The 12,516-nt window shown below is 57.8% G+C and carries 9 protein-coding genes and 1 pseudogene; 2 read left to right on the forward strand and 8 right to left on the reverse strand.

Translation table 11 applies throughout. The annotated features are described in order from the left end of the window. Positions 1 to 36 precede the first annotated feature (36 nt). The 5 genes from ABH909_RS14090 to ABH909_RS14110 form a co-directional block, all read right to left on the reverse strand. Positions 37 to 636 (reverse strand): anthranilate synthase component II, encoded by a 600-nt coding sequence (locus ABH909_RS14090; RefSeq protein WP_429433988.1) that lies wholly within the window; start codon positions 634 to 636, stop codon positions 37 to 39. 25 nt (positions 637 to 661) lie between these two features. Then, positions 662 to 1,612 carry a diiron oxygenase gene (locus ABH909_RS14095; RefSeq protein ID WP_429433990.1) on the reverse strand — a complete coding sequence of 317 codons (951 nt, stop codon included), beginning with the start codon at positions 1,610 to 1,612 and terminating at the stop codon, positions 662 to 664. 92 nt (positions 1,613 to 1,704) lie between these two features. Continuing rightward, complete coding sequence (locus tag ABH909_RS14100; RefSeq protein WP_429433993.1) at positions 1,705 to 2,259, reverse strand: acyl-homoserine-lactone synthase; 555 nt, start codon at positions 2,257 to 2,259, stop codon at positions 1,705 to 1,707. A 226-nt stretch (positions 2,260 to 2,485) separates the two neighbouring features. Continuing rightward, a complete protein-coding gene (locus ABH909_RS14105; protein WP_429433996.1) occupies positions 2,486 to 3,199 on the reverse strand; it encodes an autoinducer binding domain-containing protein in 714 nt (237 codons plus the stop codon). A gap of 522 nt (positions 3,200 to 3,721) precedes the next feature. Continuing rightward, positions 3,722 to 4,036 (reverse strand): hypothetical protein, encoded by a 315-nt coding sequence (locus ABH909_RS14110; RefSeq protein WP_429433998.1) that lies wholly within the window; start codon positions 4,034 to 4,036, stop codon positions 3,722 to 3,724. A gap of 117 nt (positions 4,037 to 4,153) precedes the next feature. On the opposite strand from ABH909_RS14110, the pseudogene ABH909_RS14115 reads away from it, so the two are divergent. Then, positions 4,154 to 4,310 (forward strand): annotated as a pseudogene (locus tag ABH909_RS14115) (DUF4113 domain-containing protein); the annotation flags it as partial. Positions 4,311 to 4,447: 137 nt separating this feature from the next. On the opposite strand, the gene ABH909_RS14120 reads toward ABH909_RS14115, so the two are convergent. Beyond that, complete coding sequence (locus tag ABH909_RS14120; RefSeq protein ID WP_429434001.1) at positions 4,448 to 6,151, reverse strand: ABC transporter ATP-binding protein/permease; 1,704 nt, start codon at positions 6,149 to 6,151, stop codon at positions 4,448 to 4,450. A gap of 195 nt (positions 6,152 to 6,346) precedes the next feature. Here ABH909_RS14120 and fhuF point away from each other — a divergent pair, with 195 nt between their 5' ends. Beyond that, on the forward strand, positions 6,347 to 7,036 hold the full coding sequence (fhuF, locus tag ABH909_RS14125) for a siderophore-iron reductase FhuF (RefSeq protein ID WP_429439895.1): 690 nt from the start codon (positions 6,347 to 6,349) through the stop codon (positions 7,034 to 7,036). A gap of 26 nt (positions 7,037 to 7,062) precedes the next feature. On the opposite strand, the gene ABH909_RS14130 is transcribed toward fhuF, so the two are convergent. Together ABH909_RS14130 and ABH909_RS14135 are read right to left on the reverse strand one after the other, a co-directional pair. Further along, on the reverse strand, positions 7,063 to 8,706 hold the full coding sequence (locus tag ABH909_RS14130) for a cyclic peptide export ABC transporter (protein ID WP_429434004.1): 1,644 nt from the start codon (positions 8,704 to 8,706) through the stop codon (positions 7,063 to 7,065). Beyond that, positions 8,703 to 12,512 (reverse strand): non-ribosomal peptide synthetase, encoded by a 3,810-nt coding sequence (locus ABH909_RS14135; RefSeq protein ID WP_429434007.1) that lies wholly within the window; start codon positions 12,510 to 12,512, stop codon positions 8,703 to 8,705. The genes ABH909_RS14130 and ABH909_RS14135 overlap by 4 nt, the downstream gene beginning before the upstream one ends. Between the last annotated feature and the right edge of the window lie 4 nt (positions 12,513 to 12,516).

Raw genomic sequence — 12,516 nt, forward strand, 5'->3', positions numbered from 1 at the left:
CCCTCCTGATAATTGTGATGCCGGATAGCGGCAGGTTTAGCGGGGTAGACGGTCGAGCTTGTGCCGATGCGCGATGTCTCGAAAGTTGCGCAACAGGTCAAGTCCGGAGTCAGTGCAGATGGATTCGGGGTGGAACTGGATGCCATAGAGCGGGCGCTCTTTATGGCGGATGCCATGAATCATGCCGTTCTCGTCCCAGGCGCTGAGCTCAAAAGGACCTTTGAGCGACTGGACCACCAGCGAGTGATAGCGAACCACCGGCATATCGAGGGGCAAGCCCTTGAAGACCCCTTCATTGTTGTGGCGTATACGCCGAACCCGGCCGTGCATGGGTTCCGGTGCGTGGCTCACTTCCATGCCATGTATGTGCGCGATGCATTGATGGCCGAGGCAAACCCCCAGCAAAGGAACATGGGCATCACGAATCACGTCTTCACTGATGCCGACATCGACCCGGCGCGTGGGCGTGCCGGGGCCGGGCGAAACAATGATGCAGTCGTAGCGACCCAACTCAATATCGTGGGGTGAAGCGTCGTTGGTGATGACGTCAGGTTCTTCGCCAGACACTTGCCCCATGTATTGATAGAGGTTGTAAGTGAAAGAATCGAAGTTATCTATTATCAAGGTCTTGAACATGGGGCGGGCTCTCGGTTCTGAATGCTCAAGTCGTGACGTAGTTACGATCCGAGAAGGCATCTTTAACCGTGTCCAGTTCCAATATGCCAATCTGTTTAAGCAGTCGGTAAATGCGCTGCAAGATGGACTTTTTCATGCGTTCCTGATCCGTTGAGAAGTGCGGATCGGACTCAGTAATTACCTGTTCTGCCTGAACATCGGATAGACCGCAGTTCGCCAGAATCAGTCGCTCGAAGCGCCGGCTCAAATCGGCCCCAAGGAAGTCATCCAGATAAGCCGGGAGCATCGTGCCAAATCGTTCTTGTGTGGCACGAGGCAGTTGCGGCCAGCGTTCCTTCATAAGATCGGCGAAGAAACGCGAGTGCCTGCCTTCATCACGAACATGGTCCATCATTAGTGTGGTAAAGGATTGCGCCAGTTCGCGCTCACGGCCCAGGTTCGCCACTTCATCGGTCAGCACATTTTCGGCAATAGTGACGGCCAGCAGCTGGAAGTCCATGCGCATTTCAGGCGGTAATGACGCATAAGCGCGTGCTGTGGCGTCAAGTTTACGGTTGGTCTGAGGAACTTCCAGAGGTTCAATCGCACTCTTTTTCTTCATCTGGACGATGTAGTCAAGTGCGACATGAGCGTGATAACCCTCATCGATGATAACGGTCAGTGCTTGCAGTTTTGCCACGTCGCTGATGCCTTGGATATGGTTATGAAGCATGTCCAGGCAGCATTGAATGACAAACTTGGTTTCGAGCAGACCCACGCCGTAAAGAAATTGATAGGCGGCTTGCGTCAGGATGTAAGAGCGGGCCTCGGTCCCCAGCGCTGTTATCAGCGGATGCTCGCAAATGGAGCAGCGGGCAACTGGGTAAATCAGTTGATCACTGCTGTAGTCCGGAACACAGATGCGAGGTGTCGAGCGTACGGTCGCCTTGGCATACCACGTATCAGTAATTTTATTCAATGATTCAGTTGCAGGCATTGCAGCTCTCCAGGTTGTCGAGGTTTACCGTGGCCAACTTAAGCTGACAGTCTTGTTTGCGCCCATCGGTGGGTAATGAAAAGAGGGGTGGATCACTCCACGGTAATCCACGAAGCAAATAATTTTTTCCCCTCGCAACCCGTTACTTTGCCCGCGCGGGAAGCATTGAAGCCGACATGGCGTAGCAGTCGTTCAATCCCCAGGGGGGAAACGGTAATTAACTTGTTGGCCCCTTGTTCGGCTGCGCTGGCGAGGGTGGCGCGCATGAGATCAATGGCGGCATCGGAGGAAAACTGACCGCTGACTTTTTTGTCATGGGTCTTGAAGTTCATCGCCGCAAAACGCGACAACTCCAGGATATGTTTTGATTGGGGAGGGGCCTGCCCGCTCATCAGCTCTGGAAACACTTCGCTCAGCAGGTAAGGGCGGGTGGTGCTCAGAAGGCGGGCGGTACCGATGATTTGCTCGTCATCATTTTGAGCAACAATGTAGACGGTGTCCTCACGGTCGAACTGATCGTATTCCAGGCCTTCGGAACAATTCAGTTTCCATCCTAAATGTTCTACGAAAACCTTGTGGCGATAACGTCCTATTGCGGTCATTACAGTCGGAGAAAGTGTTGACGATGTTCCAGAAGTAAAATGCAATTGTAATCACCTGGCAGAGAAGGCTGCCGAGTAATTAGATATAAAAAAAGGCGGTGCTGTAACCTACTATAAATCGTAGGTTGACCCTGCTTTTCCTAGTGTGGTAATTTTGATCGCTCTTGAGAAGTTAGTGGTTTTGCTCTGCGTTTGGCCTGTGCAGGATAATCATGGGCGTGCATAGGCGTATTTAGCTATTTGAGGTTTTTTCGAAGGCATGACTAATAAGTCAAAATAATAATCCGAGCATGACGGCGCGGACAGCGGCGGCCGTTTTATTGCTGGTTTTAAGTTTCAGGATGGCATTCTTTATATGAAAGTCTATGGTGTTTTTTGAGACTGTCAGAATATCGGATATCTCAGACGCCGATTTACCGTCAGCGGTCCATTTCAGAACTTCTCGCTCACGTTCGGTAAGGTCGGCGGCGTAGCGTTCTTTGTAGCGATTGTTGAGCGCTCTTGACAGTAAAACATGGGCCACGCACACCAGCCACATCAGCTCTTTTTCATGGAGAGCTAGCTCCGCTGAAGTCAGTGCCTCGCTGGGGCGAGAGACACTAAACATGCCTCCGACTCCCAGTGTGTCCAGATGCGATTGCGACCAACCGACACGAATACCGAATGATTGGGCCTCTTCCCAGAGTTCAGGAGTTTTGGAAAAGAGTGACTCGGTCCAAGTGAGAGGTTCCTGTGAGTGCCTGCCGTGCAAGACCGTCGGGTCGACTTTTAAATACTGAGCTGAAGCATACCGCGCTTTCCAGGCATAAGGGTAGTTGTCGAGCACGACTACCTTGGGGGCAGATAAGGGAAGTGGTAATTGCAAGCCATAAGCGCAATATTCAAAGCCTAGTTGTTTAGTCGCTATTGTTATTTGCTCGAATATACTTTTTTCACATGTGGCGCATTCGACAATATGCCACATGTCACTCTGCCATTTGTTCATCGATACTTCCCTATATCTTACTGAGTGTCGATGCCACAGTCCGGTGCGCATCATTTTACGGCGCCGCTTAGGTTTTTCATACCGGGTGCCGTTGAACGAGGCGTAATTTAACATGCTTACAGATTGGATCCAAATTTGCTCGATGAATTTTTTTTTAAAGCTTGGCCGGCGTTTTTAGGAAGCGCTGATCAACTTGCGCTGCGCCAGCGTACAGTGGGACGCAAACTACAAAACCTTCGTTATCAGTGCGTCGAGGGCCATCAATGGGGGGGAAATCGGTTTTTTCTCAACCTCTGGATCTTGCTCACTGCGTCGTGGGCATCCGCGATACGAAGATCGTAGGTGACGAACAGCATCGCGATGTCGCTGTTTTTCACATTCCAGCCTTCTGGCTCGTCGACTCTTTTGAGTGCATCTGGTGCTTGGAGTTTTCGTTATATTTGGTCAGGAGGTTCAGTAAGCATTGCAGAAGCTTCAGTTTGCCCAGTGTGGCGATTGACTTACTCGGAACTCCCATCGCTTCTAGAATCCTTTTGAGAAAACCGCGGGCAGCTTCTGCCAAATTTCATGCATGGATTTGCATCGTGCGAGAAAGGCTTGCTGAGTCATTTCCAAAGGCGCGGCCTGAGCGAGCTTGGAAAGTTGCGGATAATGTAGCCAGCCATTGGCCGCTATCTCCTTCCGTGAGAACCCGAGCAGATCGTCTGCAGGCTGTTCGATGCCTAGCGATGCCGCAAGTAGAGAAAAGTTTTCTTCAAGGGATAGGATTTGTTTGAGGAACCTATCAACCTTGGAAACGATGTGTTCCTCAGTCAGATCCTGCTGTTTTACGAGCACTGGATCCAGCGCGTGGGCATGAGCATGTATGGTTTTCCGATCTGAAACACCCTTGTAGAGATCCCTCAGTTCTACAAGGATTACGTTCCTACCTACTCGCTGGCACCCAGTGAACGACAGCCGGGTGAGTACACAGACGATTTGTTCGCCACTTCGCAGCCGAAATGCGACCAAGGTGATGGCGGTGCTGGACGAGATCAATGGGCGGTGGGGTAGAGGTACGCTTCGTGCTGCCAGTGTGCCGAGTAATCCTGACTGGGGCATGCGACGAGAGACGTGCCAACTCACTGGCGTCGTGCAAAGCATTCGCAGCCTTCTGGCGAATAACCGATCGTATCCACTCCTGGAATGCTGTTTTCAGCCTGAAAAACACAACATTCCTGTCACTCAGCATCCGAAGCCCAAGCAAACTCACACAGCTTGCTTCACCTTTCGATGCACCCACTGTGCCTCGCTTTGCAGTTCCAGAACTTGCCAATGGAAGCGCTCAAGCGAAGCATTGTGTCCGACGCTGATCAGGATCGTTTCCGGTAGCGTCTGTTTGAGCATTTGATAGCAGCGCGCCTCGTTGGCCGAATCCAGTGCCGAACTGCTCTCGTCGAGGAACAGGATTGTGGGGCGGGCCAGCAGGGCGCGGACGAACGCGCAGCGTTGCAGTTCGCCGATGCTGAGGGTCTGCGACCAGTCTCGCTCCTCATCCAGTTGATCGCTCAAGTGGTGCAGGCCGACTTGCTGCATGGCCAGGCCCAGCGCGGCATCTTCTTCGTGTTGGGGAGGATTGGGATACCAGAGCGCCTCGCGCAGGCTGCCCAGCGGCAGATAAGGTTTTTGCGACAGTGTCAGAGCTCGTGCACGGTCATAACAGGTGGAGCCAGAAGCATGATGCCAAAGCCCCGTGATCGTACGAATCAGTGTCGATTTGCCGTAGCCGGACGGCGCGCTGATCAGAAGACTGTCGCCAGGCTCGAGTGAAAGGTTGAAACCTTTGAACAATTGCCGGCCGTTCGGCAGCCAGATGTCCAGATCCTTGATATCGAGGCCGCTGTCCTGTTGCTCGAGCCTGACCTTCGACTTGACCTGGACGTTATCCAGTCGGTCCTGGAAGCCGATCAAGCGGTCGATCACCGATTTCCACTCCGACAGCTCTGGAAATACGCTCACCAGATAGGCGATGGCCGCATGCACTTCGCCGAAGGCGGCGCTTATCTGAGTCAGGCGACCGAGGGGAAAGGCGCCCGCGAAGAACTGCGGCGCCATGATGAACATGGGGATGACCGTAGCGCTGTTCAAATAGAAGGTCGAGTAGCCCATGATCAGCTTCTGTTTTTTTACCAGCGCCCAGAAGTTTTCCAGGGCTGCGCCCAGGCGTTGGTTCAAACGTGCGTTCTCCAGGTCCTCGCCCCGGTATTGGGCGATCGAGTCGGCGTTTTCCCGCAGGCGGATGAGCGAGAAACGGAAATCCGCTTCGCGCCGCTGTTGCATGAAATTGAGGCTGGGCAGCGCGCGTCCCAGCCAGAATGCGATGCCGGTGCCCACTATTGCATACACCAGGGCCACCCACACCAGCAGTCCCGGGATGACCAATGATTGGCCGTTCAAGGGCACGCTGACGAGGCTGGAAGCCTGCCAGAGGATATGCAGGAAGGAAAACAGCGACACCACCGAAGTCAACAGTCCCAGACTCAACTTGAGCGACTTGATGATAAAGAGGTCGATGTCCTCGGCGATCCGCTGGTCGGGGTTATCGACGTCCGTCTCGGTCAGCTTCAGCTTCTGGTAACGCTGGCTGTCGAGCCATTGATCGAGCAGGTTGCGGGTGGCCCAACGACGCCAGCGTATCGTCAGCTTCTGCTGGAAATGGAATGCGCCTACAGTGAAGGCGGCCATGCCGATCTGCAGCAGGATGAACTGCAGGCTGCCCAAGATGAAGCCGGCGTAATCCATGGCCTGCAATGCGTTATAGAAATGCAGGTTCCAGAAGTTGGTAAGGATGTTGATCCCCACCAGGCACAGGGTCATGAGCACGGTGGCCAAAAGCAGCAACAGAGCCGGGTACTTCTCCTCGGATGCCCAGAAAGGCCGCGCGAGACGCCAGAAATTGCGGAGTGTGTGCATGTGGTCTTGATGAGCCCGGTCGCTAGCGACGTTGAGTTTGCAAGGGAGGGAGGATAGGATCGGCCAATGCTAATCGTTTGCATTAATTAGGGAAAGCCACGGGTGTCCGCTATCGAATTTCCAGAATGGCTTAATCAGGCGTGGCCGCCGATACAGCGTGTAATCCAGCAGCCTGGTGATCAGCCTTCGATAGCATTGCATCGGCTCGCCGACCCCATCGTGCTGCAACCATTGCTGACCCGGTTCGCGCTGCTTTATCCGGGAGTAAATCGTGCGGCCGTGGTCTCACAGTGGTCGATGAACTATTTGGGGATCGTCCTGCCGGCGACCCTGGCCTGTGTCCTCACGCGTCATTGCGCGGTCGATTTCTGGGGGGAGGAAGCGGTGCTGTTGCACGATGACGGTCAACCTCTGGCGCTGGGGTTGACTGGCCCACTACCGACCTTGGCAGCCGAAGACCGTGCAGCCTATTGGTCGCGGTTGATCCATGAACACCTGGCGCCGCTTTTTACCACCCTGGCCGCCGCCGGTGGCCTTGCGCCGAAAATACTGTGGGGCAACCTGGTCGCCTTCTGGGATGGCGCCTTCGCGAGAATGGATGCCGACTTGTCCAGGGACGGCTTCGCCGAGACGCACCAGTGGCTGGAGCAGGTCATGGTGAACGACGGGCGTCTGAAGTTGCGGGGCCTGCAACGCATGGTCGAGTCACCTGCGCCGCAGGTTTGTCCCCGCCTTGCGTTGCGCCGGCATTGCTGCCTGCATTACCAGTTGCATGAACCCGTCGAAGGCGAACCGCCAGTCCTCTGCGAGTCATGCCCCAAGCTGCACCGCCTGCCTGTGGAAGAACAGGTGAGCTACCTGCATTACATCTATCAGGACGGTTGAGCGGGCGCTGACATCACTCACCCCCATCAGGCATAAGCCGCATGGGCTTCGACCTGGGTGAGGCGGCCGTTTTCCACTTTCAGTACCCGGTCGGCCTGTTGGAAGTAAGCGTCGTCATGGGTGATCACTATCACGGTCTTGCCCCGGGCTTTCAGCTCCGGTAACAGCTCCATGTAGAACACCCGCTTGAAGGTCGGATCCTGGTCGGCGGCCCACTCATCGAACAGATAAAACGGCTTGTCGTCCAGATACGCCGACACCAGCGCCAGTCGCTTGCGTTGGCCCGTGGACAGCTCCACGGTGGAAAAGCGGTCGTCGACGATGCTGACTTTATGCCCTAGACCCAAGGCCTTCACATAACGCGTTGCTTCGGCGGTGCGGTGCTCGGCGTCCGGTCCGTCGTCGCCCAGCAAATGTTCGAACAGGTGGAAGTCGGCGAACACGGCGGCAAAGTGCTGACGGTATTGCTCGCGGTTGTCGTCGTCCACCTCCACGCCGTTCAGCACCACGCAGCCGGCTTCCGGCGCATACAGCCCAAGCATCAGCATCGACAGCGTGGTCTTGCCACTGCCGTTGCCGCCGACCACGAACACCAGTTCGCCCTGTTCCAGCGTCAGATCCACCGGCCCGAGCATGAAGGGATGATCCTCGTGTTCACCGGGATAGCGGTGGCACACACCGTTGAGTAGCAGGCGCATGGGGCCTTCGCTGGCGAACACATTGTCGACCGGGGCGGCGGCCTGGGCTTCGGTGCTCAGTTCGGCGTCCAGCTGGCGTATGCGGTTCAGGGCAATACTGGCCTGACGCAGCGAGGGCAGGGCGATCATCAGGTCGGAAATCGGCCGTACCAGATACAGCAGGGTGATGGTGAAACTGGTCAGCACGGTGATCGGCTGCGGCAACCAGAACGGCACGATGAACAGCAGCACGCCGAGGTTGAGGTAGAACAGCAGCGTGCCAAGGTTGGCCACCACCGAATACCCGGCCATGCCGCGCAGGAAACGCAGGCGAAACTCGTCGGCGCCCGGGCGGATGACCCGCTCGACAAAGGCCTCGCCACGGGCGTTGTTCAGTTGCAGTTCCTTGCTGCCTTCGATCAGGCTGCGAAAGTGCTGGTAGAGCACATCCTTTTGTTGTCGCACCCGTTCCAGATGGCTCAACGGCCCGCGTTCGGCCAAGTGAAACGCAATCAAACCGACCAGCAGGAACAACGCCAGAATCGCCAGCAGTGACCACGACAGCCAGGCCAGATAGGCAAAGCACGCCAGGGTCACCACGGCGTTGACGAACAACAGCGGCACCCACTCGAACGCCGCGGTAAAGGTGTGTACGTCTTCGGTGAGGATCACCAGCAAACGGTGTTTACCCATGCCTTGCAGACGCTTGAGCGGGGTGGCGAGCAGCTTGCGCGACAAGTCGATGCGCATCTGGAAAATCGCACTTTGGGTCAGGTGCAGCAGCGACAGTTCCGAGCAGAGTTTGCTCAGCAACATGCCCAAACACAGCCCGAAAAACCCCAAGGCCAGTTCCGGCAATTGCTGCGGATTGGCCAGCCCGCGGTTGATCAGGATTACCAGTCCCGCACTGGCCAGCCCGCCCAGTGCACCGGTGATGGAGGCCAGTGCCAGCAGGCGTGCCGATTGGCGGTAGAGATAGAGAATCAGGTTCATGCGACGGTTTCCGTCGAGGCCATGGCCAGCGACTTGTTGAGTTGTTCATGGAAGGCAGACTGTCCGAGGATCGTGTCGTGATCAGCGGCGACCTGATGATGACAGGTTCGCTGACTGATCGCGTCCCATTGCGCCGGCAGGGTCGGGCGCTCGATCAAGGTCTGATCGGCCCACCAGAGGTGCAGGGTGGCACGCACGGACGGCACTGAATAGCCGTTGACCCAACGACGTGCGTCGGCCATCACTTCCAGCGTTTGCTCGACATAGGGCAGCGGTGCCTTGAGGCTCAGGCCGTTGGCGTTCGCCCATTGCAGCAGGGCGAAACGCAATTGCTCCACGCGACCCAGTTCTGCGGTTGCAGCGTGCAGCTGCGCCAGGCATTGCGCGGTGAGTCGCTGGCGACTGTCGCTGCTCAATTCTTGCTGAACGATGGCCTGCAGCGCATCCCACGCCAGCGTTTCATCCTCGGCGTGGAACGTGCTGTCGAACAACCCCAGCCATTCGACTGTTTGCCCTTGCGCCTCCAGCTGCCGGGTCAGCTCCAGCGCGAGCAAGCCGCCCATGGACCAACCGCCCAGGCGATACGGACCCTGAGCCTGAATCTGGCGGATCTGCGGCAAGTATTCGCTGGCCAATGCAACGAGGTCCTGACTGCGCAACGATTCGGGCAACGCAATGCCATACACCGGCATCTCCTTCGGCAATCCGGCAACCATCGGCATGTAATGGTGAACCCCGCCCGCTGGCTGATGCAGACAGAACAACGGTGTCTGTGCAGTTTCACCGGCTTGCAAGACGATGACCGCCGCAGGGTCGTGGGGCTGGCTAATCTGCTCGGCAAGGCCGATCAGCGTCGGGTGCTGGAAGATCACGTTGACCGGCACTTCAATGCCCAGGGCCGCGCGCAACCTGGCCGTCATGCGCACCACCAGCAACGAATGGCCGCCGAGGGCGAAAAAGTCGTCGTGGCGACCGATCACTTCGGCTTCCAGCAGCTCTTGCCATAGCGCTGCGAGTACCTGTTCGATATGACCCTCAGGCGCTTCATAAGTCGCGAGGCTATGGTTCGGCGCCCGGGCCAGCAAGCCGCGATGATCGACCTTGCCGTTGGCGGTGCGCGGCAGCTGCGCCAGCCACTGAATGTCGGCGGGAATCATGTGCGTCGGCAACAGCGCCGCGAGGGATTCGCGCACGGCACTGGCCTGAAGTTGAGTGCTCGCTTCGATGAAAGCACGCAAGCTCGGTTCGGCCTGGGTGGTATCCAGCAACACCACCGCCAGTTTGGCGCCGCTGACGTTGCACAGCGCGGTTTCGATTTCGCCCAGCTCGATACGGTAACCGCGCAGTTTGATCTGCGAATCGGTGCGCCCGAGGAAATGCAGTTGCCCGTCCAGATCCTGCCAGGCGAAATCGCCGGTGCGGTACAGACGTTGGCCTTCAAGGGAGGGATGACGGGCCTGGATGAATTTCTCGGCAGTCATCTGTGGCAAGCCCAGATAACCGTCGGACAGTCCCGGCCCGGCAATGTGGATTTCGCCCTTGAGCCCACGGGCCACGGGTGCACCCTCGCTGTCGAGCAAGTACACCCGGGTGTGGGCGATGGCACGGCCGATCGGCACGCAACCCTGATCGGGCCGACACAGGGCGACAGTGCTCCACACCGACGCTTCCGTCGGACCGTATTCGTTGTACAGCTGTGCATCGGGTTGGCGGCGATAGTGGTTGTCCACCAGCGCCGGCGGGCAACTTTCTCCGGCGACAATCGCGGTGCTCAGCGCACTTGCGGTATCGCCCAATTCGTCCAGTAACAACGCATACAACGAAGGCAGGGCCAGCAGGTGCGACACATCGTGACTGCGGATCAACCGGGCCAGTTGCAGCGGATCTTTCTGTTCGGTTTCGCTGGCCAGGTGCAGACAACCGCCCTGGCTCAGGCTCCAGAACAGCCCGGCGATGGAGCTGTCGAAGGCGAACGACGACAGCAGCAGGAAGCGTTGCACCGGCCGCGGATATCCCGCCAGCCGCGCCGCCAGCGAATGCAGGGCGTTGGCATGGCTGATCACCACGCCTTTGGGCTGACCGGTACTGCCGGAGGTATAAATCAGGTAGGCCGGTTGATCTCGGGAAACGCTGGGCTCCTCTTGCAACGGCACCACCGGCAGCGCTTGATCAATCGCCAGTGCGCTCGGTTGCCAGTCCACCGGCAGGTCTTGCAAGCGGGCGCGATGAGTCAGCACCAGACGGGCCTGGCTGTCATGCAGAATATGCTCGATGCGCTCAGCGGGATAAGCCGGGTCGATCGGCACGTAGCAGGCCCCGGCGCGCAGGATGGCAACCAGCGCCACCACCGCATCGATATCGCGTGGCAGGAAATGCGCGATCCGTGCACCAGGTTCCAGGCCTTGGGCGAGCAGTTGCTGGGTGAGGGCTGTGACGCGCTGATCCAGCTCGGCATGGCTCAACGTCCCGCTTGGGCCAGTGACCGCCGGGCGTTGGGCATGGGCGGCCGAGCCCTGGGCGAAGCAGGCAGCCAGGTTGGGCAGGGCGAAGGTGGCGGCATAACGCTGTTCTTGCGCCGGGCTCAGGGGCGGCGAAGCGCACAGCGCTCCGGTCACTCGTTGTTGCTCGACGGTGCTGCAGGTTGCCAGTCGGCTCAGGCTGATGAATGGTTCACGCAGGCTGTGCTCGATCACGCTCAGCAACTGTTCGGCGAGGAGCTCGATGTGGGCAGGCGTGTAGAGCGCGGCATCAAAATGAAGCGATAAAGCACTGGCAGAATGGGGTTGATACTGCAACAGCAATGCACAACCGGCGCTGATACTGTCGGCCTGTTCGATCTGCCAACCGGCATCGTTCAGCGCACTGTGCGGCACGTCCGCGAGTTCGCGGAAACCCACGCCCGGCAATGACGGCACGTTGCTCAAGTGGCTCGGGTAGCTGTCCCGAGCATCGTTGAGCAGGCCGACACGCTCGGTCAGTTGCTGGCACAACGCGGCAAACGATAGCTCGGATGGGGTATCGAGTGTCAGCGGCAATGGTTCGGAAAACAGACCGAGAGCGTCGCCCAACACGTCCGGACGCGTCTGGTTCTCATAGGCCAGGGTCAGGCGTTCGGCTTCGCTGTAGCGCTGCCACAAGGTGACCCAGGCCGCGAGCACGACCGTGCCGGTGCTGACGCCGAGGCTGGCCGCTTGCTGATCGAGGTGTTGCAGGGTCGAGTCGTCGAACGACAGCTGCATCCGCGCCATTTCGGCAATCCCGATAGCCGGATTCTGGCGCTGCCAAGGCAACGGCACATCCGCGACCATCGCGTTGAACTGCTCATCCCAGAACTGGCGGCCCTGGTCGTCCACCGACTCCAGGCGCCACGCCGCATAGTCGGCGTATTGCAGCGGCGGCTCTTGTGGCGCCGCTTGCAGATAGCTCTGCGCCCATTCTTCGCAGAAATAACCCAGGCTGGTGCTGTCCAGGTGCAAGGCCGGCAAGTGCAAGGTTGCCGACTGGGTGTCCACATGCAGTTCGATGCCCAACGCCTGCCAATCAGCGACCGAATCGTCGATCACCTGCATCGGCAACGACAGGCCCGGCAGTTGTTGATAACGGGTACGCAGGATCTCGTGGCGTTGCATCAAGGCCAGCAAACCGGTTTTCAGCCGTGCGCTGTCCAGCGGCTGTTCGCTGCGAATACGCAGCGTGGCCCGCTGCGCTGACGGAGCCAGACGAGTTTGTTGCAGGCGCCACAGGTGCGCCTGTTGCGGTGACAGTTCGAAGCCTTCGAATGGTGTGTTTTCGTGAGTCTGAGTCATGCTG

The sequence above is a fragment of the Pseudomonas sp. BS3782 TE3695 genome (genome assembly GCF_050435305.1).
Taxonomy (GTDB): Bacteria; Pseudomonadota; Gammaproteobacteria; order Pseudomonadales; family Pseudomonadaceae; genus Aquipseudomonas.